Origin of the sequence: Streptomyces auratus (genome assembly GCF_050433025.1) — a bacterium.
GTDB classification, from domain to species: domain Bacteria; phylum Actinomycetota; class Actinomycetes; order Streptomycetales; family Streptomycetaceae; genus Streptomyces; species Streptomyces sioyaensis.
The window spans coordinates 551,790-572,435 of record NZ_JBNGCB010000001.1 but is presented as its reverse complement, the minus strand read 5'-3'; the positions used below and the strand labels follow the sequence as shown (position 1 = coordinate 572,435).

Here is a 20,646-nt window from a genome sequence, read left to right as displayed (position 1 = left end):
CGGCCGCCCCGGCCTGCGCAGCCGCACGATGAACCGCTCAGCGAAGCAACCAACGAAGCAACCAACGAAGTGAAGCAACCAACGATGGGAGAGCACGACATGGACGAGAACGCCCGCTACCAGGTGCTGCGCAACGACGAGGACCAGTACTCGCTGTGGCTGGCCGACCTGGAGATCCCGGCCGGATGGCAGGCCGTGGGCAAGGAGGGCACCCAGGACGAGTGCGCGGCTTACGTCGACGAGGTCTGGACCGACATGCGGCCGCGCAGCCTGCGCGAGCGCATGGAGAACGCCGGCTCCTGAACCGCCCCGCGGGGCGCGGCCACGCGCCGCGCCCCGCGCGTTCCCCCATGGCTCTGGAAGTGCCGCGAAACTCCGCTCCCCGGCCCCCAACGCGTAGGGTCCCGGGTCGAGTAGCCCATCGAGCCCGCGCCGCTACCGCCGAAACATCGGCGACCGCTGCCGCACGGCTCGGGCAACATTCCCCGAAGTACCCACAGACGTAGGCGACTTCGCCCCTCGCGGCATCCGTCCTTCCCCCCGAGAGGCCCTGCGGCGCCCCGTCGCTCCTTTATCACATCCCCCTCCCGGGCATTCCTCCTTGCCGAAAAATGAGGGGAAGAGTTCCGCGGAATACCTCCCCGTCACGCATCCCCTACCGGTGCCGACGTACGTCCAAATTGACGGTCATTCCGCTTAGGTGCCGGGTAGTGACGAAAGATGGCTTCTTGCGCTATACCAGTGGGGTGCATCACGCGCAGGGCACGTGCCTGAGTGCTGAATTCAGGACGTTGACGGGGTGAGGGGGCCGCGGTGATCGCGCGGAGCATTTCTCCCGCCGGCCGGCGAAGGACTCGCGCAGCCACGTTCGTCCCTGGTGAACGGCGCATGTGGCCGCCCCGGAACGGTGCACACCCCTGACCTTCCGCCGGCTCCCCATCGGCCCGGCCCCGTTTCTCACGCCACCGAGATCTCCCGGTTCTCACGAATGAGAAGGACTCTGGAATGACCCCTACCCTGCACACCGACCGACTGGTGTTCTCGCCCTACCGGCCCGAGGACGAGGACGTCTTCGTGGCCCTGCTCAGGGATGAAGTCGTCTGCCGCTGGATGGGCCAGGAAAGATCACCGGAGAAAGAGATCCGATCGATATTCCAGTCCATCCTTACCGACGTCTACCCGAAGAACCTGTTCGACATATGGGCCGTGTGGTCCGACGGCGCGTACGTGGGTCACGCGGAGCTCAAGAAGACGGGCAATGTCGACGGTTACGAGGCCGTCGCCGCACTCGTCAGGGAACACTGGGGCAAGGGCCTGGGAACCGAACTCGTGCAAGGCCTGCTGCACTACGCCGCCGACACGTTGAAGCTCACCGAGGTCTACGGCATGGTGGGCGCCGAAAACACCCCCTGCCTGGGCCTGGCCGGCAAATTGGGCTCCCAGCACATCCGCGATGTCGTCGGGGACGACGGCACGGTGACGAAGATGGTGGTGATACCGCTCGGCGTCCGCGCCTGACGCCCGGTCTGCCGGACCACGTGGCCGGGCGGGCCGTTGCGAGTTCGCCCCTCAGCCTCTTCGGTGGGCGGGCTGCACAGCCGTTACGAGCAGCCCGCCCACCAACTCCCTCCCGACGCCGCCCGGACGTCAGCGCAGCTGGCTGGGATCCAGGAAGACGGGCAGTTCGACCAGGCCACGGAACGCGGGGAAGGGCACCGTGAGCCATCGCACGTCGTCCGACGGTACGGCCATGGCGACGTCGGGATACCTGCGGAACAGCGTGGTGAGCGCGATCTGCATCTCAAGCCGCGCCAACGGAGCCCCCACGCAATAGTGCGGACCGTGTCCGAACGCGATGTGTGTGCTTTGGACGCCCTCGCGCAGCAGGTTGAGCCGGTCCGGCTCATCGAATGCCTCCGGGTCCCGGTTCGCGGACGCGATGGCGATCTGCACGAGCGCGCCCTTGGGGATGAGGACATCGCGGATCTTCACGTCTTCGGTGGCATAGCGGAACGTCGAGTTTTCGACGGACCCTTCGTAGCGCAGCAATTCCTCAATGGCCTGCGGGAAAAGGGACGGGTCCTGCTTCACCGTGCGGAGCTGCTCCGGGTGGGTGAGCAGATGGTAGACGGCGTTCCCGATCAGGTAGGCCGTGGTCTTGTGGCCGGCGAAGAGCAGGACCCAGGCGGTCGAGACCAATTCGCTGTCGGTCAGCGCTCCGTCCTGATCCTGAGCCGTGATCAGCGCGCTCATCAGATCCTCACCGGGGCTGCGCCGCTTGCGCGCGATGAGATCCACCAGATAGTTGCGCAGATTCCCCTCGGCTTCTTCGAGCGCCTTTTTCGCCTCGGGCCCGAATCCCGTCTTGGCCACCGTGACGGACCAGGTGTGGGCTTGCTCGCGTTCGTCCTCCGGCACGCCGAGCAGCTCACAGATCACATTGAGCGGAAGCGGGAAGGCGAAGGAGGGCAGCAGGTCCACCGGTTCGCGGGTCGAGCACCGGTCGAGCAGTCCGTCCGCGATTTCCTGGACCCGCGGGCGAAGGGCGTCCACACGGCGCGGGGTGAGCGCGCCGTTGACGACCCGGCGGAGCCGAGTGTGCTTGGGCGGGTCGGAGAAGAGCATGTTGTCGTCCAGCGCCACCGAGGAGTCCCCGAAGATCCGCTGGTAGGCGTCCATGGCCCCGTACATGTCCTTGCTGAACCGGGGATCGGCGAGCGCAGTCCGCGCATCGTCGTACCGGGTGATCAGGTACGTTTCCACGCCGTGCGGCGGGAGCAGGGGGCAGACCGGAGAGTCTTTCCGCAACTGGGCATAGACGGGGTGCGGGTTCGTGCGGAACTCCGGGGTGCATGCGGAAGCGGCAGCTGCGGGGTCTGAAGACTCATATACGTCTGTCACGGCTCATCCTGAAGTGAGGGCTGCCGCTGGAACTGCAGCCGAGATGAATGCTGCATGGAGGGGGGAGCCCTGCCTTCGGGCTGAAATGAATACGGAGGGCCGATCGAGAACTTCCCGATGGCAGTAAGCGCGAAACTTCCGCGCTAGCCCATTCGGGGGGCCGCCATTGCCTCCGTAGGGCCGCCATATTCGGTCCTGCGTCGGAAAAAACTGGCCCCGCCACTCCCGCCTCCCGATCGGAGCAACAGGACTCGCGCATCGGAAGACCACCGGTCGAGAGTTGTTCCCAGGATCCGCACTCCGTTCAGCCCCGGCCTTTCGCATCCATCAGCCCTGGCCTTCAGGACGCCGACAAGAGGAACAAACATGAGTGACAGCGCTGCAGAATCCGTGCCGGTACTCATTGCAGGTGGATCCTTGGTCGGTCTATCCGCCTCGGTTTTCCTCGGCCGCCTGGGGGTGAAACACCTCCTGGTGGAGCGTCACGCCGAGACATCCATGCACCCGCGAGGCCGCGGAAACAATATCCGTACCATGGAGCTGTTCCGCACCGCAGGCGTCGAGCCGGCCATCCGCGAGGCGGCCTCCGCGCTCTCGGGGAACGACGGGGTGCTGCAGACGGAAAGGCTCTCCAGCGACGAGCAGCGATGGATCATTCCGCGCATCGATCCGGATTCCACGCTGTCCAGCATCACCCCGTCCGGATGGTGTCTGTGCAGCCAGAACGACCTGGAGCCGGTGCTGTTGAAGTACGCCCGCGAGCTGGGCGGCGATGTGCGCTTCGGTACGGAGCTCATCTCGTACACCCAGGATGACAGCGGCGTCCATGCCGAATTGCGCAACCGGGAAACCGGCGAGTCACGAGCGGTGCATGCGGAATACCTCATTGCCGCCGACGGCCCCAGGAGCCCGGTCCGCAAGAGCCTGGATATCGGACACTCCGGCCCGGGAACCCTGTTCCACAACGTCAGCGTCACGTTCCGCAGCAAAAACCTCAAGAACGTGGTGGGCGACCGCCGGTTCGTCGTCTGCTACATCACGAATCCCGACGGCGAGGGAGCCTTGCTGCCGGTGGACAACGAGGAGAAGTGGGTCTTCCACGTCCCCTGGGCATACGACCGCGGCGAGACACTGGACGCCTTCACCGACATGCGCCTCACCGCGCACATCCGCGCGGCAGCCGGTGACCCCGACATCGATGTGGAGATCACCGGCAAGGCCCCCTGGCATGCGGCCAACAGAGTGGCCGACAGTTACGGCCGGGACCGGGTATTCCTGGCCGGAGACTCGGCACACGAAATGCCGCCGACGGGCGCATTCGGCTCGAACACCGGGATCCAGGACGCACACAACCTGGCCTGGAAAATCACTGCCGTGCTGCGCGGCTGGGCCGGCCGCCGGCTGCTGGACAGTTATCAGGCGGAACGGAGGTCGGTTGCCCTGGCCACCACCCTCCGCGCTTCACAGCAAGCGGTGGAGGAACAGCACCCCGGATACACCGCGGCCGCTTCCCGCAACAACGATCCTGCCGACCTGCTCACAGTCGCGTTGTGCTACCGCTACGCCTCGGACGCAATCCTGGGCGGCGATCCGGACGGCGACGTCGTTCCCCGCCAATTCGAACTGGGCGGAGCACCCGGCAGCCGGGCTCCCCATTTGTGGGTCGAGCGGGACGGCAAGAGGATGTCCACCCTCGATCTGTACGAGAAATCCTTCACCCTCCTCAGCGGTCCCGGGGGCAGCCCCTGGCGGGCAGCGGCGCGCGCCGTGGCAGAGGAGTGGGACGTACCTCTTGCCGGCTACCTCATCGGCAATACAGCCGAGTGCGACCTGCTTCCGGAACCCGACGTGGACTGGGCGCAGTTGCACGGAACACATGACGACGGTGCGGTATTGGTACGCCCGGACGGATTCGTGGCATGGAAGTCGGGCAACGGCGAAGCCGGGGACCCGCACAAGGTCCTGGCGGACGTCCTCAAAAAGCTCTTGCACCGCCCGTAGCGAACCGCTCCGGCACGCCCCGCCGGCACCAACGGACCCCAACCAGCCGGTCAGATCAGGGAGATCCCCGTGACATCACCCGAGCAGCGCCCCAGCAATTCTCCCGGCACTGACAAGCGACGGGCAGCGAAGACCGCCCGAGGGGACCAGACCGCCGAGAACGGCCGCGTGGATGTACACCATCACTTCACCGCCCCGGCCTGGATCGACTGGGCCGAAAGCAAAGGCCTGACGCGACGCGAAAAGCTGCCCTGGTGGACTCATTGGGACGAGGAAACCACGCTTGACGTCATGAGCAAGGCCGGGATCAGCACCAGCATTCTGACCGCTGCCATGCCGGGCAGCCCCGCGCAGGACCCCCAGCAGCGTAAGGAAGGCCTGCACCTCTCCCTGCAGGCGATGTCCGATCTCGCCCAGGCCCACCCCCGACGCTTCGCCTTCTTCACCCCGGTCTTCCTTGACGACCTGGAGACGTCAAGTTGGTCCATTCGCAAGGGACTTGACGACTACGGTGCCGTCGGCGTGAGCACCCGCACCAGCACGCGAGGCGAATACCTCGGCGACCCGGCACACGCATCACTGCTCGCAGAACTCAACGAGCGATCAGCGGTCATCAGCACCCACCCCATGGAGATGCCCTCAGGTCCTGTCATGGCAGGGCTGCCGCCCTTCATGTGCGACTTCCTGCTGGACACCACGCGCGCCGCCATCAACCTGATTCTCCACGGCACCCTGGACCGGTACCCGAATCTCTCGTTCATCCTTCCCCACGGCGGTGGATTCCTGCCCTACATGGCCACGCGCCTGGAACTCTTCACGCACATGCTCACCCCGAAAATCGAGCCCGCGCGCGTCCGTGATTACCTGCACCGCTTCTACTACGACACCGCGGCACCGATGTCCCCCTCCGCCACCCCGACTCTGATCTCCACCGTCGACCCCGGCCGGATCCTCTACGGGACCGACTGGCCCCCCACATCGGCCGAGATCATCACCGATGTCGTGGCTCCGGCCCTCGACCGGGATCCGGCCCTCTCCGACAGTCAGCGGCGCGGCATCAACCGGGACAACGCATTGCACCTCATGCCGGCCCTCGCGCGACTCTGAGTGCGGGGTGCGGCGGTTGGCACACCACGTCGTCCGGCGCAGTGGTCGAAGATGGATGCATGACTGGGCAAGCGAGCGAGATCGTTCTGAGTAAGCAGGACCTTCGTGAGGTCACCGCGTTCGCTGCGGCGTGCGCGGAGGTGGTGCTTGAGATATTCGAGGCCGATCAGCCGGACGACTCGCGGCCTCGAGACGCTCTCGGTGCCGCGTGGGAGTTCGCCCGGGGTGGTGAGCGCGGCAAAGCTCTGCGCGACACAGCGTGGGCGGCCCTCAAGGCAGCCAAGAGTACGGACACTGCGGCTGCGCGCGAGGCAGCCTTGGCAGCGATGTCTGCGGCAGGCGCCGCCTACCTGCATCCGCTGGCCAAGGCCACACAGGTCAAGCACATTCTCGGAGCAGGCGCCTACGCGGCCCGAGCGGCCGAACTCGCCGCCGGCGACGATCGGAACGTGGGTGCCGGACATCTTGAGCGAGCGGCGCATCGTGCGACACCGGTCGTCGTTGACGTGCTCACCCGCTTCCCAGCGGCACCGGGTGGCGGCGGACGGGTGGGTGAGTTGATCCGCACACTGGACGCCGGCCTTCGTTCACCCACCCTCCCTGAGTGACGTTCAGCGTCAGCTCTGACCAGCGAGGTCACACATCACTTCAGGCGTCTCTGCGCAGCCAGGTGTTGCCTGTGCGGAGCCAGAGGGAGCCGTCGCGGCCTGGGCCGCAGTACCTCACCGGCCCTTGACCAGTCCGACTCCCGTGGCAATCGTCCAACGGCCCGCCGTGCCCCACGGGACGGCCTTACGCCCCTGCCCTTTCTCGGCCGACCGCGTCGAGCAGCAGATGCGCGGCCACCGTCACTCCGTCCGTGCGGATCATGCCGGCCACGGCGGTCGCGCGTGCGCGGGTCTCGGGGGTCAGGGCCGTCCTGAGCGCGGCCGACAGGGAGTCGAAGGTCGGAGTCGGGCCGTCGTGTGCCACGCCGATGCCCAGGTCGGCCACCCGGCGCGCCCAGTACGGCTGGTCCGCGGCCTGGGGGACGACCACCTGAGACGCGCCGGCCCGGGTGGCCGTCGTCGTGGTGCCCGCGCCGCCGTGGTGGACGACGGCGGCCACCCGGGCGAACAGGGCGTGCTGGTTGACCTCGCCGACGACGAAGCAGTCATCTTGGCCGTCGATCAGTGCCAGGTCGGCCCAGCCGCGGGCCACGATCGCGCGACGGCCCTGCGCGCGGATCGCCTCGATGGCCACCTGGGCGACGTCCGTCGAGGTGTGCATGGGCATACTGCCGAAGCCCACGTACACCGGTGGGGTGCCGGTGTCCAGGAACGCCAGCAGCTCGGCCGGGAGCGGATACACATCGTGCAGGAGCCACGCGCCGGTCTGGACGACGTCGAGGTCCGGCGTCTCCTGCCACGGGTCCAGGATCGGGTCCGTCGCCAGCCACGGCCGGTCGCCGAGCACGTAGTTGCGGACGTCGTCCACCGGTGGCAGGCCGTTCGCCGTCCGGTGGGTGTTGAGCGCCGCACCGAACAACGCGTTGATGCTCTGGGCGTCGAACTCCCACAGCACCCGGTTGTCGGTGACCTCCGGCGGGAGCGGCCGGCCCGGATACGCCAGCGGCGGGCGGTGCGGCGACGGCAGGGTGAGCTGCTGGAAGGTCACGGACACGGAGCGGATACCCAACTTCTCGGCCACCGACAGCGCGCCGGCCGCGGCCGGCAGCATGCCGGTCGCCACCAGCAGATCGCACCCCTCGGCCGCCGCGGTGACCGCGTCGAATTGGCCGGCGATCACCTGGGCCGCGCGCTCGGGCAGGGACGACGGCGGCGGCGCCGCTTTCGTCAGCGCACGCGCCGACGGGCCGACCGGCACCAGCGGCACGCCGACACCGGCCAACCGCTGCGCGAAGTCCTCGTCCGGCGGCGCGCACACCCGCACCTCCGCGCCGAGTGCCCGCAACCGCACCGCGAGTCCCGCCATCGGTTCGACGTCCCCGCGTGATCCATACGTCGACAACAACACACGCACTGCGCGACTCCATGTGCTCAACTTCGGGCTTCAGACCGGCGATTCTGCGGCATGCCCTGGGCCTTGCCGCAAGCCCCCTGGTGCGCTATACGTTGAGAGTGGCAAGGAGCGGGTGACCTCCTTGCCTTTGTCTTTGTCTCTGTCCTTGCCTTGTTGGTAGTTCACAGGCGAGCACGGAGTCGGCGGCGAGGGCCCACGCGGCCAGTGCGGACCCGCCGGGCGAAGCCCGCATCGAACACCGAGCGCAGTTAGGCGCGTTGGGGCACCAGCCGGTCCGGCTCCAGGACGCTGCCGGTCAGTGCGGCCCGTACGGTGCCGGCCGCCCGGATCGCCGGCGAGGTCGCGCAGGCCACCACGATTGAAGCCGAGAAAGGAGTGCACCAGGGGGTAGAGGCGGAAGCGCACGGCCTCGGTCACATGCAGCATGCCGGGTTCCAGTGGGCCAAGGAGGACTGTTTGGCGCACGTGGAACGGGTATGGACCGACATGCGGCCGCTGAGTCTGCGCGGCTGACCGGCCTGCCGTCGTTGGAACGAGGACTCGCGATGTTCGGCATCACACGTTCCCTGGCCGCTCACTGGTGGACGGGGGAGCCCGCTCCGCTCGCCGAGCGGACGTTGCTCTGCCTCCCGTACGCCGGCGGAGGACCCCAGACCTACCGCCGCTGGGGGGAGTTGCTCGGACCGTCGGTCGAGGTGCTCGCCATGACCCCGCCGGGCCGCGGCCGCCGCTACGGCGAGGAACCCTGCCGTGATCTGCCGTCACTGCTGAATCCGCTCGCGGACGCGCTCCCCGGGGTACTGCACAGGCCGTACGTGCTCTTCGGCCACAGCCTCGGGGCGACCGTCGCCTTCGAACTGTGCCTGGAGATCAGGCGACGCGGCCTTCCCATGCCGCAGGGCCTCGTGGTGTCCGGCCGCCAGGCACCGGACCTGCCGTGGCGGTTCCGGCAGGTCAGCGGGCTGCCTGCGGACGAGTTCACCGAGGCCCTGCGCGACCTGGGCGGTACGCCCGAAGCGGTGCTCGCCCAGCCGGAACTGATGAGCCTGCTGATGCCGGCCCTCCGTGCCGACTTCGCGATCGTGGAGTCGTACCGCCACCGCGCCGAGCCGCCGCTCGACGTGCCGATCCTCGCGCTCGCGGGCACCGAGGACGACCGTGCCTCCGCGGACCACATGGCGGGCTGGGCCGCCCGGACCACCGCGTCGTTCGCCCTGCACCCGGTCCCTGGCGACCACTTCTTCGTGGACACCCAGGCCGTCGCCGTGACCAAGCTCGTCTCGGCCTTCCTGTAACCACCGCGGCCCCGCCCCACCCCCGTGGAGCGAGCGCCGGCGGACGCACGTCGTTCGGGGCGGGGTTTTGGTTCCGGAGGCTCACCCAGTGTCCTCAGTGATCAACGTCATGCGCCATGTCAGGTCATCCGGTCAGATCACGGGATACGGTGAGTGTCAACGCCGCTCCAGAGAGGCAGGATCGGAAGGTCCGCCTCCGGCTGCGGCAACGCGGGGTGCGCCGCTGACGCCGCCTCCGTAGGAAATCAGCAAGCCTCCTGCCGTGAACGGGGCCATGTCCCCTGGCAGGGCCTCCATGGGGAATCGCCGCGCCACCGGCCGGTGCGGACCGTCCGACGGCCCGCACCCCGCTTCGCGCTGCCTCGGTGGAGGTGCGGGACGAACATCCCGCCGTACGGCCTCGTGCGGTGCGTGCCGGCTCAGCCGCCGGTACCCGCGAGCGGGGCCAGGAAAAGGAGTGAGGACGATGACCAGCAGGAGCAGCCGGTTAGAGGCGCTCGGCGCCTATCTGCCGCCCACCGTGCAGACGACTGCGGAGTTGGTGGCCCAGGTGTCCGGGACGCAGGAATTCGACCTGCAACGGATCACGGGGGTGGCGGAGCGGAGGGTCCATGACCCCCGGCCGGAGGCGGGCGAGGACTCCTACGGTCTGGCGCTGCGGGCGGCCCGGGACTGCCTGGGCAATTCCCGCTACGAGGCGGCCGATCTGGACGTGGTGATCTCCGCGTCCATCACCCGCTTCCAGGACGGCGGCCGCTTCGCCTTCGAGCCCTCCTTTGCCCGGCAGCTGGCCGCTGAGCTGGGTGCGCGGCGCGCGATCCACTTCGATGTGTCCAACGCCTGCGCCGGGATGCTCACCGGCGTGTATCTGCTGGACCGGCTCATCCGGGCCGGCGTGGTGAAGAACGGCCTGGTGGTCAGCGGCGAGCAGGCCACCAAGGTGGCCGAGACCGCGGCCGCCGAGATCACCGACTCCTACGATCCGCAGTTCGCCTCGCTCTCGGTGGGCGACTCGGCGGCGGCCGTCCTCCTCGACGAGTCCGTGGACGAGGCCGACCGCATCCACTACGTGGAGATGATGACCTGCGCGGAGTACTCCCACCTGTGCCTGGGCATGCCCAGCGACCGGACCGAGGGCATCGCCCTCTACACGGACAACAAGCAGATGCACAAGCGGGACCGGCTCCGGCTCTGGCCCACCTTTCACGGGGACGTACTGGCCAAACAGGGCCGCAGCTTCGCCGACGAGGAGTTCGACTACATCGTGCAGCACCAGGTCGGCACCCGCTTCGTCGAGTTCGTGAACCGGACCGGGGAGGAGGTGTTCGGTACCGGGATGCCGCAGTCGCTGTCGGTGGTCGAGCGGTTCGGCAATACCGCCACCACCTCCCACTTCCTGGTACTGCGAGAGCACTTGAAGGCCGGGACGGCCCGGCCGGGCGGCAAATTCCTGCTGGTGCCCGCCGCCTCGGGCGTGGTCGCCGGGGCTCTGTCCGCCACGATCTCCACGATGGGGGTGTGAGTCATGGGTGCCGTCATCGCCGCTGCCTCCCTCGCGCTGCCGCGTCCCACCGATGTCTTTGCCACCACCGTGCAGCTCGCCGGGCGGGCCGCCCGTGACTGCCTGTCCGGGACGGGGCTGTCACCGGACTCCGTCGGCGTGCTCATCAACGTCGGCGTCTACCGCGAGTCCAACACCTTCGAACCCGCCCTCGCGGCCATGGTGCAGAAGGAAGCGGGCATCAACCTGGACTATCTCGCCGACGCCGTGCCGAGCGCCGGCTTCTCCTTCGACCTGATGAACGGCGCCTGCGGCGTGCTCAACGCCGTACAGGTGGCGCAGGCCCTGCTGGACACCGGCAGCACCGACCGGGTGCTGGTGACCGCGGCGGACGTCCACCCCGGCGGGCGGGCCGCCGACGACCCGGCGTACCCGTACGAGGACCTGGGCGGGGCGCTGCTGCTGGAGCGCTCCACCGACCCCGGTGCCGGATTCGGGCCGGTGCACCTGCGGAGCGGTCCGGGGCCGACCGGCACCTCCGGCTACCTGGACACGGCCGCGATGGGGGCCGGAGGCCGGCAGCTGATCACCGTCGAGCAGGACTCGGACCGGGCCGGGAAGCTGCTCGACCTCGCCGCCGCCACCGTGGCGGAGTACGTCGAGGAGCACGGTCTGGATCCGGAGCGCACGATGGTCGTCTGCTCCCGTCCCGCCCCCGACTTCGCGGCGCGGCTCGCCGGGCGGCTGGGCCTCGGCCCGGCCTCCGTCCTGGCCGCCGGCCTGCCGGGAAGCAACCCGGAGCGGTCCGGGGAACCGCACACCGCCGCGCCGGTCCTCGGCTATCTGACGGCCCTTGAGGGCGGACTGCCGCACACCTATGAAGAGTTGCTCTTCCTCAGCGTGGGCGCCGGGCCGAGCGCCGCGTGCGCGAGCTACCGTCTGACGGGAAGGTGAGGGCGGCATCATGCGTACGCTGACGGAGCGTCAGGAACATGACGTGCAGCCGAACCTCGCCCGGCACCTGGAACACCACGCCCGGGCCTTCCCCGACAAGCCCGCGATCATCCACCCGGACGGCACCGAGGCCGGCGGCGGAATCCGGTATCGCACGCTCACCTACGGCGCACTCCAGGAGCAGGTCGAGGCCCTGGCGGCCGGCTTCCTGCGCAGCGGCATCGGGCGGGGCACCAAAACCGTCCTGATGGCGCCCCCGGGGCCGGACCTGTTCGCGCTCGCGTTCGCGCTGTTCCGGGTCGGTGCCGTGCCCGTCGTGGTCGACCCCGGCATGGGCGTGCGGCGGATGCTGCACTGCTACCGCACCGTGGGCGCCGAGGCGTTCATCGGGCCGCCGGCCGCGCACGCCGTCCGCGTGCTCAGCCGCCGCACCTTCGCGAGCGCCCGGATACGGGTGACCGTGGGCCGCCGGTGGTTCTGGGGCGGCCACACCCTCGACGGGCTGCGCCACCCGGCCCCTTCGGCGGACGGTGCGGCCACCGCTAGGGCCCAGGAGAGCCGGCCGGCGAGCGGCGACGACCTGCTGATGATCGGGTTCACCACCGGCAGCACCGGTCCGGCCAAGGGTGTGGAGTACACGCACCGGATGGCCGCCGCGACGGCCCGCGGCATCGCGTCCGCCCACCGGCGCAGCCGTGAGGAGGTCTCGCTGGTCACGCTGCCGCTCTACGGCATCCTCGATCTGGTCTTCGGCTCCACCCTGGTGGTGGCCCCGGTGGCCCCCGCAAAGGTGGCCGGCGCCGAACCCGGCCCGGTGGTGGCGGCGTTGGCCCGGTTCGAGGTCAACACCATGTTCGCCTCCCCGGCGCTGCTGCGGGTGCTCGGCGACCACCTCCGCCGGCAGCCCACCGCACTCCCGGCGCTGCGCTGCGTCGTCTCCGGTGGCGCTCCGGTGCCCGCGGACGTCGTCGCCGTGCTGCGCGAGGTGCTGGACGAGGCGGCCGAGATCCATACGACCTACGGTGCCACCGAGGCGTTGCCGATCTCCTCCCTGGAGTCCGCCGACGTACTGGGAGAAACGGCGGCGCGCGCGGCACGGGGCGACGGCACCTGTGTGGGCCGGCCGGTGACCGGGGTCGACGTCCGGATCGTGCGGACCACCGACGGGCCGCTGCCGTCCTGGGAGCCCGCGCTCACCGTCCCGCCGGGCGAGGTCGGCGAGATCGCCGTGGCCGGTGAGACGGTCAGCCGCCGCTACCACGCGGACCCGGCGGCGGATGCCCAGCACAAGATCCAGGAGCATCCGCCGGACGGCGGCCCGGGCCGGCTCTGGCACCGCACGGGTGACCTGGGCAGCCTGGACGACGCGGGCCGGCTGTGGTTCGCCGGGCGACGCACCCAGCGGGTCACCACCGCCGAGGGCGACCTGCACACCGTCCGCTGCGAGGGCGTGTTCAACGCCCACCCGCTCGTCCGGCGCACCGCGCTGGTCGGCGTCGGAGCGGCCGGCGCACAACGGCCGGTGCTCTGCGTGGAGACCGAGCCGGGCACCGGCCGCGAGCAGTGGCACACCCTCGTCACCGAACTGCGGCAGCTGGCCGAGGGGCACCCGCAGACCCGGCGCGTGCAGGACTTCCTCCGGCACCCGGCCTTCCCCGTCGACCCCCGGCACAACGCGAAGATCGGCCGCGAACGGCTGGCCCGCTGGGCCGGCCGGCAGCTGGGCCGCAGGGCACGACGGCGGCAGACCGCCCTGCGCGCGATCCCGCTGGCGGGCTGGGCGTACCTGCTGCTCGGCGCCGTACGGCCGTTCCGCTCCCCGGTGTTGACGGCCCTGTGGTGGATCGATGCCTTTCTGAGCGTCGTGGTGCACGCCGCCCAGCTTCCGGCGGCGCTGCCGCGCGGCCGGGCCGCCGGCCGGAGCACCGCGGCGACGGTGGGCCGCACCATGCTCTACGGGGCGACGTGGTGGCGGACGCTGCCGCCGATCACCCCCGCCCATCGCAGCGCGGGCACGGGGGAGGGGCCGGCATGAAGGTCCTGGTGACCGGTGCGTCCGGATTCCTCGGCGGACACCTCGTGGACCGCTGCCTCGCCGAGGGCCATCACGTACGGGCCCTCGTCCGCGGCAACAGCGACCTCACCCGGCTGCGGACCCTGGAGGGCGTCGAGCTGGTCCACGGCGCGCTGGAGGACGCCGATTCCCTGCGCCGCGCCGTGGCGGGCGTGGACGTCGTGCACCACAGCGCGGCGCGGGTGGTGGACTTCGGCACCCGCGCCCAGTTCTGGCAGGCCAACGTGGCCGGTACCGAGCAGCTGCTGCGCGCCGCCCGCCGGGCCGGTGCCCACCGCTTCGTGTTCGTCGGCAGTCCCAGCGCGCTGATGCCGGTCAAGGACGGCGACCGGTTCGACATCGACGAGAGCATTCCCTACCCCGACCGGTTCCTCAATCTGTACTCGGAGACCAAGGCCGCGGCGGAACGGCGGGTGCTGGCCGCGGACGGGCCGGACTTCACCACGGTCGCGCTGCGCCCGCGCGGCATCTGGGGGCCGCGCGACCACTCCGGCTTCCTGCCGCGCCTGGTCGGCGCGATGCGGGCGGGCCGGCTGCCCGACCTCGCCGCGGGCAAGCGCGTCGAGGTGTCCCTGTGCCACTGCGACAACGCGGTGACGGCATGCCTGCGGGCGGCCGCCGCCCCGGCGGAACGGGTCGGCGGCAAGGCGTACTTCATCGCGGACCGGGAGCGGACGGACCTGTGGGCCTTCCTGGCCCGTCTGGCGGGGCTGTTCGGCGCGCTGCCGCCCACCCGCCCGATCCCACCGCTGGTCAGGGACGCCCTGGCGGGAGCCGTCGACCGCCTCTGGTCACTTCCCCCGCTGCGGGCACGGGTGGCCCCACCGCTGAGCCGGTACACCGTCGCCCTGCTCACCCGCTCCACGACCTACGACACGAGCGCCGCGGCACGGGACTTCGGATACACCGCGGACACGGACCAGGAGTCGGGACTGCGGCAGCTGACCGCCTGGGTCGAGTCGGCCGGCGGTGCCGAGGCCTTCGTACGCGCCGTCCGGTGAGCCGGGAGCGGCACCCGGCACAGCTCCCCGACTCCCGCGCACGGGCCGCCGCCCGGCTCGTCCGTGGCAGCCGAGCACAACGAAACGGATCGTCATGACCCACGTCCAGCAGGCCCGCACCGGCAGGGAGCCGCTGCCCGCACCGGGCCGCCCGCCCGAAAGCAGCCGCTTCGAGCGGCCGGTGTCACCCACCGAATGGCTCTACCTGGCCGGCGGCCGGCTCGCCCCGCCGTTCGCCGTCCAGATCGTGGTCGAGGGCACCGGCACGATCGCTCCCGACGCGTTGCGCCGGGCGGTCGACGAGGCGTCCGAGGCCTGCCCCGGGGCACGCCTGCGCCGCCGGGGCAGGATCTGGACGGACTCCGGGCGGCCCCCCGCCGTACGGACCGTGGACCGGCTCGGTGCGGCGCTGCGAGCCCCGCTCGCCCCCGGCGACGGCCGCAGCTGCGAGGTGGCCGTCCGCACCGAGGGCGCCACCACCACGCTGGTCTTCCGCGTGCACCACGCGGTCATGGACGCGCGGGGCGCACTCGCCTGGACGGCGGACGTGTTCCGGGCGTTGCGGGGAGAGGCACCCGTCGGGGCCCCGTCCCCGCTGTACGACCTCGCCCTGCTCGACGCCCTCGGCGGCGCCCACCGTGAGCCGGCCGCGCCACGGTGGCGGTCCCCGCTCGCGGGCGTCCGCCACGGCCGGGCCCCGCGCTGGCAGCGGCGGACCCTGCACGGCACCCACCCCGGCCTGGTCGCGAAGACCGCCGCCGCCCTCGCGGACCTCGCCCCGGGCGCCACCCGGGTGATGGTGCCGGTGGACCTCCGCCGGCACCGCCCGCAGCTGCGCTCCACCGCCAATCTCAGCCTCCCCGTCTTCCTCGACGGCAGCGCGGGCGCCCCCTGGGAACAGTGGCACGAGCAGCTGCTGCGGGCCCTGGCCGAACGGCGCGAACTGGCCGTCGGCGAGGAGGAGTCGGCGGCCCGGCTGCCGCTCGCTCCGCTCGCCGCACTGCTGACGGCCGCGCACACGGCGACTTCGGCGGCGCCGCTACCCCTGCTCGGCCCTGGTCACCACCCTCGGACGCATCGGCCCGGACGAGGTGTCCGCCCCGGGCTTCGAGGCCCGCACCGTCTACTCGCTGCCGGTGCAAGCGCCGTTCGTCCCGCTGTCGTTCACCGCCGTGGAGTGCGCGGGCCGTACCGAACTGGCCATGTCCCACCCCGGCGGCCCCCGCGCGGACACCCGGGCGGCGGCGCTGCTGGACGCGGTGTGCGAAGCGCTGTCCCCCCGCGCACGACGCCGCCCGGTGGCCGCCGGCCCGCGGCGTTCCGTTCCCCCGCTGACGCTGACGGCGCTGCTGCGGCAGCAGGTGGACCGTGCCCCGGACGCGGTGGCGCTCACCGGGCCGGACGGCACGGTGACGTACGGGGAGTTGGACCGCCACTCCGACGTGGTGGCGGCGGAGTTGCGCCGCCGGGGTGTGGGGCGCGGCGCGGTCGTGGGGCTGCTCGGCGACCGCACCGCGGAGGCCGTGGCGGGCCTGTGGGGCGTACTCAAGGCAGGCGCCGCGTATCTGCCGCTCGACCCGGCGCATCCGCCGGCCCGGATCGCCACGGTCCTCGCCGACGCCGGCGCCTCCCACTGCCTGACCGGCAGCACGTACCGGGCGCTGCCGGGACCGGACTGCCCCGCGATCGTCCTGGACGAGCTGCCGGTGAGCGGTGCGCAGCCGCACCCCGGGACGGCGGGACCGGACGACGCCGCGTACGTCATCTACACCTCCGGCTCGACGGGCCGCCCGAAAGGCGTCGTGGTCGAGCACCGGGCGCTGGTCAACTACACCCACTGGGCCACCGACCGGTACCGGATCGATGCCACCACCCGCTTCGCGCTGTTCACCTCCCTGGCCTTCGACCTCACCGGCACCACGCTCTTCGCGCCGCTGGCCGCCGGCGGCAGCATCGCCCTGGTCCCGGACGAGCCGGACCACCGCACGCTGCGCCACCTGCTGACCCGCTCGGGCGCCAACGCCCTCAAACTCACCCCCGCCCACCTCGACTTGCTCACCACACTCGGCATCGAGCCGCGCTCGTTCCGGGTGCTCGTGGTGGGCGGCGAGCAGCTGCGCGGCCCGGTGGCCGCACGGGCACAGCGGATGTTCGGCCCGGACTGCCGGATCGTCAACGAGTACGGCCCCACCGAGGCGACCATCGGCTGCATCGTGCACACCTTCGACCCCGAGCGTGACGGGGAGCTCCCGGCCGTGCCGATCGGCCTCCCGGTGGACAACACCGAGGCGTACCTGCTGGACGCCGACGGGCGGTTCACCGGGGCGGGGGAGGTGGGCGAGATCCATCTGGCCGGCGCGCAGTTGGCGCGCGGTTACCTCGGCCGACCGGACCTCGACCGGGAGCGCTTCGGGCACCTCGCCGACGGCACCCGGGTGTACCGCACCGGCGACCTGGCGCAGCTGACGGACGCCGGGGTGCTGCGCTGCCTCGGCCGGACCGACGACCAGTTGTCGGTCCGGGGCCACCGGATCGAGCCGGGCGAGGTGGCGGCCGCACTCGAACGGCATCCGGGCGTGCGCCGCGCGGTGGTCACCGCCCGCCCGCCACGCCCGGGCGCCGAACCCGTGCTCTGCGCCTACGTCACCGGCACCGCCGCCCCGGACGAGCTACGGACGCACGCGGCCCGGCAACTGCCCGCCTACCTGGTCCCGGCGGCCGTCCACGTGCTGGACGCCTTCCCGTGGACGGTCAACGGGAAGGTCGACGTCCGGGCGCTCCCGGACCCGTTCGCTCGCCCACGTCCGGCCGCAGATGTGCGAGCGGCGGCCGCGCCGGCCGACGATGCCAAGGACGGGCACCGGCCGCCCGACTCCGGGCGCGATCCGGTGGCAGCGGCCGTCGCCGCGATCTGGGCTCGCGTCCTGGACGACCCGGACCTGCACCTCGCACCACAGGACGACTTCCACCGGCTCGGCGGCGACTCCCTGACCTTGCTGCGCATGCTCGCCGCGGTCGCCACCGACGTGGTCGGCGCGGCCGCCGAGCCCGCCTTCGACGCCCGGCTGCGCGACCTGATCCGCCAACCCACCCTCGACAACGTCTGCGCCGCAGCGCGCCAGGCGCTCGCCACCCGACCCACGGAGCACCCATGAACACCCCCCTGCCCGTCGAGTTCCGCACCGCCCGCCCGACGGACGCCGACCAAGTCGTACCCCTGATGTGGGAGTCCTCCCGCACCCTCCTCGACAGCACGATGGGCGGCGTCCCGGGCGGACCGGCGGCGCTGCTGAGGCGGGACTTCCTCCGCGGACGGGGGATCTTCGGGCACGCCCAGCAGATCCTCGCGGTCGCACCCCACGGCGAGGTACTGGCGACCATGACGCTGTACCCGGGAAAGCGCTACCAGGCGCTGAGCCTCCAGACGCTGCTGTCCGCCGCCCGGTTCGGGCCGCGCTGCCTGCTGTCGGTGCTGCGCCGGTCGGCGGCCGTCTCCAAGCTGTTCGCCCCGCCGAGCCCGAACGCCCTCTTCATGGCGAACCTGTCGGTACGGCCGGCCCACCGCTCCCAGGGCTACGGCTCGTTGATGGTGCAGCAGGCGGAACGGATGGCCCGCACCGCCGGCCTGACCGCTCTCGAAGGAGACGTCTCCTGCTCCAACACCCGGGCCTGGGCGCTGTACCAGCGCCTCGGCTTCCTGTCGCAGGGCGAACGGCACGACCGCCGCGGAACGGGACTCGACGGCTTCCGGCGGATGCACCGCGCCGTGGGCGAATGACGCACGAGGTCCGGTGACCCCGTGTGCACCGGTCGTCACGCTGTGGGCCGTGTCGCCCGCGCACCACCCATATCCGGCCGCAGGTGCAGCAACGGGACAAGTACCGCACGATGGAATCACGAACCCACCGTCACCTGCCTACGTGCCCCACCTACGTCTCCACCGAGGTGAGGCACACAGGTAAGCAGGTGACCAGGTGGCCCACACACTCTCGAATACGCGGGATGTCCGATGATGACGGAGCTTCCAGGATGTGACACCTCCGTGGTGAAGGCCGTGCGGATGACGCTCGTGCGGGCGGCGGTCGTGGTGGCCCTCGCCGGTGCCGGCGCCTTGTTCGGCGTCGTCCAGCCCGGCGGGGCCGCGGCACCGGCGGTCACCGCCACGGCACCGGCGGCCCACCGTGCGGCCGCGCCGGCCCAGCAACCACAGCCCGCTCCCGTGGACGTGGTCAAGGCATACTTCACGGCCATCAACAACGATGAATTCGAGGCGGCTTGGGCGCTGGGCGGGAAGAACACCTCAGGGCGGCCGTACGACTCCTTCGTGACGGCCAACCAGGGCACCGACCAGGACGTCGTCACCGTCGACTCCGTGGCCGGCGACAAGGTCACGGTGACCTTCGACATGACGCTGATCAACGGCTCCCACCAGCGGTTCACCGGTACGTACACCGTTCAGGACGGTGTGATCGTCACGGCCGACGTCCATCGCGTCTGACGGACTCCTCACTCATCGCCGGGGAACCCGGTGGTCCGCCAGACCCGGCCGTCCCGGAGAACGGCGAACGCCTCATAGCTGTCGAGGTGTTCCAGCCAGTCGGCGGCCCGCCCTCCCATGGCGAAGGCCGCCGTCGCGTAGGCGTCGGTCAGGGTCAGCCGGCGGCCGACCACCGTCACGGACGCGGGGCCGTCGGCGGGCGTGCCGGTGTGCGGGTCGAGGATGTGCGCGCCGCGTTCCGCGGTGCCCGAGGTGGCGATGGCCAGGTCGTGACCCGTGACGACGGTGCACAAAGCGCCGGGGCGCAGGGGGTGGGCGATGCCGATGCGCCAGGGCACGCCGGGGGCGGACTCCCCGCTGAGCTGGAGGTCGCCACCGCCGTTCACACAGAGGTTGTGTGCGCCCGCCGTGTGCAGGATCCGCCAGGCGCGTTCCACGGCCCACCCCTTGACCAGGCCGGACGGGTCGAGGGTGCCGTCCGGTGTGTGGCTGAACCAGCCGTCGGTGGCGCGGCGGACCCGTGTGCAGAGGCCGAGGACCTCCCGTACCTCGGGTGAGCAGTCGGCGGGGGAGAGTTCACCCCGCGCGAGGCGGCTGATGGCGCTGTCGGGACGGTAGGGGGAGAAGACCTCATCGACGTGGTGGAGCCAGGCGACGGCATCGCGCAGGGCGGAGCCGATGGCGGCGGTGGGGGTGTCGCGGATGTCGAACGAGAACACGGTGCCCATCGCCTGCTCGACATGGCGCAGGCCGCGCCGTTGCTCAGACACCGGCTTCGTCCAGTGCGCTCTGGAGGGACCGGACATATCCCGCGCTGGTGTAGCTGGCACCGGACACCGCGTCGATGTGGGCGCTGTGGGCGTTCAGGGCCTCCTGGGTCAGACGTGGCAGGGCACTGGCGGCGATCTCGCGGCTGTGGGCGTCCTCGGAGGGCGCCTTCAGCACCTTGACGGTCGACAGCCGCCCGGCCTTGACGCCGATGGCGACCTGTACGGTGCCGTACTTGGTGGTGACCGGGGCACCGGTGTACGTGCCGTTGCCCTGTCCGGCGCTCCCGTGTGCGCTGCCGGTCGTAGCCGGTGCCGAAGGCCTGGCCCGGTGTGCGCTGCCGGTGGGCGCCGGTGCCGAAGGCTTGCCCCGGTGTGTACTGCCGGTGGGCGCCGGTGCCGAAGCGGCGCCCGTCTGCGGTGTCCCACCGATCGGGTCGGCGCTGTGGTGGGGCTTGAGGGTGAGCAGCAGGACGACCAGAGCGCTGGTCGACGCGGTGGTGAGGACGGCTCGGCGCACGCGGT

General features: G+C 71.1%; 19 protein-coding genes. 14 read left to right on the top strand and 5 right to left on the bottom strand.

Translation table 11 applies throughout. The annotated features are described in order from the left end of the window. The first annotated feature begins 99 nt into the window (after nucleotides 1–99). Together BKA18_RS02450 and BKA18_RS02445 are read left to right on the top strand one after the other, a co-directional pair. Nucleotides 100–303: an MbtH family protein gene (locus tag BKA18_RS02450; RefSeq protein ID WP_040901222.1), complete on the top strand. Its 204-nt coding sequence runs from the start codon at nucleotides 100–102 to the stop codon at nucleotides 301–303. A gap of 702 nt (nucleotides 304–1,005) precedes the next feature. Then, the gene (locus BKA18_RS02445) at nucleotides 1,006–1,518 is read left to right on the top strand and encodes a GNAT family N-acetyltransferase (protein ID WP_366047746.1); all 513 of its coding nucleotides are present in this window, start codon (nucleotides 1,006–1,008) and stop codon (nucleotides 1,516–1,518) included. A gap of 129 nt (nucleotides 1,519–1,647) precedes the next feature. On the opposite strand, the gene BKA18_RS02440 is transcribed toward BKA18_RS02445, so the two are convergent. Further along, nucleotides 1,648–2,901, bottom strand: coding sequence for a cytochrome P450 family protein (locus BKA18_RS02440; RefSeq protein ID WP_366047747.1), 1,254 nt, complete (start codon nucleotides 2,899–2,901; stop codon nucleotides 1,648–1,650). A 366-nt stretch (nucleotides 2,902–3,267) separates the two neighbouring features. Here BKA18_RS02440 and BKA18_RS02435 point away from each other — a divergent pair, with 366 nt between their 5' ends. The 3 genes from BKA18_RS02435 (at nucleotide 3,268) to BKA18_RS02425 (ending at nucleotide 6,617) form a co-directional block, all read left to right on the top strand. Next, nucleotides 3,268–4,902: an FAD-dependent oxidoreductase gene (locus BKA18_RS02435; protein ID WP_366047748.1), complete on the top strand. Its 1,635-nt coding sequence runs from the start codon at nucleotides 3,268–3,270 to the stop codon at nucleotides 4,900–4,902. 168 nt (nucleotides 4,903–5,070) lie between these two features. Beyond that, nucleotides 5,071–6,009 (top strand): amidohydrolase family protein, encoded by a 939-nt coding sequence (locus BKA18_RS02430; RefSeq protein WP_429638368.1) that lies wholly within the window; start codon nucleotides 5,071–5,073, stop codon nucleotides 6,007–6,009. Nucleotides 6,010–6,068: 59 nt separating this feature from the next. Then, the gene (locus tag BKA18_RS02425) at nucleotides 6,069–6,617 is read left to right on the top strand and encodes a putative immunity protein (protein ID WP_366047750.1); all 549 of its coding nucleotides are present in this window, start codon (nucleotides 6,069–6,071) and stop codon (nucleotides 6,615–6,617) included. A gap of 184 nt (nucleotides 6,618–6,801) precedes the next feature. Here BKA18_RS02425 and BKA18_RS02420 read toward each other — a convergent pair whose 3' ends face one another. Beyond that, a complete protein-coding gene (locus tag BKA18_RS02420; protein ID WP_366047802.1) occupies nucleotides 6,802–8,025 on the bottom strand; it encodes a glycosyltransferase in 1,224 nt (407 codons plus the stop codon). A gap of 423 nt (nucleotides 8,026–8,448) precedes the next feature. On the opposite strand from BKA18_RS02420, the gene BKA18_RS36585 reads away from it, so the two are divergent. From BKA18_RS36585 to BKA18_RS02395, 6 genes are all read left to right on the top strand, one after another. Continuing rightward, nucleotides 8,449–8,544 (top strand): MbtH family NRPS accessory protein, encoded by a 96-nt coding sequence (locus BKA18_RS36585; RefSeq protein WP_488169133.1) that lies wholly within the window; start codon nucleotides 8,449–8,451, stop codon nucleotides 8,542–8,544. A gap of 32 nt (nucleotides 8,545–8,576) precedes the next feature. After that, nucleotides 8,577–9,326, top strand: coding sequence for a thioesterase II family protein (locus tag BKA18_RS02415; RefSeq protein ID WP_366047751.1), 750 nt, complete (start codon nucleotides 8,577–8,579; stop codon nucleotides 9,324–9,326). A 466-nt stretch (nucleotides 9,327–9,792) separates the two neighbouring features. Beyond that, nucleotides 9,793–10,848 (top strand): 3-oxoacyl-ACP synthase III family protein, encoded by a 1,056-nt coding sequence (locus BKA18_RS02410; RefSeq protein ID WP_366047752.1) that lies wholly within the window; start codon nucleotides 9,793–9,795, stop codon nucleotides 10,846–10,848. Between the two features lie 3 nt (nucleotides 10,849–10,851). Beyond that, a complete protein-coding gene (locus tag BKA18_RS02405; RefSeq protein WP_366047753.1) occupies nucleotides 10,852–11,781 on the top strand; it encodes a hypothetical protein in 930 nt (309 codons plus the stop codon). A gap of 10 nt (nucleotides 11,782–11,791) precedes the next feature. After that, entirely contained in the window at nucleotides 11,792–13,816 is a 2,025-nt protein-coding gene (locus BKA18_RS02400) for a fatty acid CoA ligase family protein (protein ID WP_366047754.1), read from the top strand. After that, complete coding sequence (locus tag BKA18_RS02395; protein WP_366047755.1) at nucleotides 13,813–14,856, top strand: NAD-dependent epimerase/dehydratase family protein; 1,044 nt, start codon at nucleotides 13,813–13,815, stop codon at nucleotides 14,854–14,856. Before BKA18_RS02400 ends, BKA18_RS02395 begins: the two co-directional genes overlap by 4 nt. A gap of 184 nt (nucleotides 14,857–15,040) precedes the next feature. On the opposite strand, the gene BKA18_RS02390 is transcribed toward BKA18_RS02395, so the two are convergent. Then, complete coding sequence (locus tag BKA18_RS02390; RefSeq protein WP_366047756.1) at nucleotides 15,041–15,874, bottom strand: hypothetical protein; 834 nt, start codon at nucleotides 15,872–15,874, stop codon at nucleotides 15,041–15,043. Between the two features lie 73 nt (nucleotides 15,875–15,947). Here BKA18_RS02390 and BKA18_RS02385 point away from each other — a divergent pair, with 73 nt between their 5' ends. The 3 genes from BKA18_RS02385 (at nucleotide 15,948) to BKA18_RS02375 (ending at nucleotide 19,354) form a co-directional block, all read left to right on the top strand. Beyond that, entirely contained in the window at nucleotides 15,948–18,011 is a 2,064-nt protein-coding gene (locus BKA18_RS02385) for a non-ribosomal peptide synthetase (RefSeq protein ID WP_366047757.1), read from the top strand. Further along, on the top strand, nucleotides 18,008–18,634 hold the full coding sequence (locus BKA18_RS02380) for a GNAT family N-acetyltransferase (RefSeq protein ID WP_366047758.1): 627 nt from the start codon (nucleotides 18,008–18,010) through the stop codon (nucleotides 18,632–18,634). The genes BKA18_RS02385 and BKA18_RS02380 overlap by 4 nt, the downstream gene beginning before the upstream one ends. 264 nt (nucleotides 18,635–18,898) lie before the next feature. Beyond that, the gene (locus BKA18_RS02375) at nucleotides 18,899–19,354 is read left to right on the top strand and encodes a hypothetical protein (RefSeq protein WP_366047759.1); all 456 of its coding nucleotides are present in this window, start codon (nucleotides 18,899–18,901) and stop codon (nucleotides 19,352–19,354) included. An 8-nt stretch (nucleotides 19,355–19,362) separates the two neighbouring features. Here the strand turns inward: BKA18_RS02375 and BKA18_RS02370 are convergent, their stop codons facing one another. Continuing rightward, entirely contained in the window at nucleotides 19,363–20,082 is a 720-nt protein-coding gene (locus tag BKA18_RS02370) for an FAD:protein FMN transferase (protein WP_429638367.1), read from the bottom strand. Between the two features lie 34 nt (nucleotides 20,083–20,116). Then, nucleotides 20,117–20,641, bottom strand: coding sequence for an FMN-binding protein (locus BKA18_RS02365; RefSeq protein ID WP_366047761.1), 525 nt, complete (start codon nucleotides 20,639–20,641; stop codon nucleotides 20,117–20,119). Nucleotides 20,642–20,646: the final 5 nt, after the last annotated feature.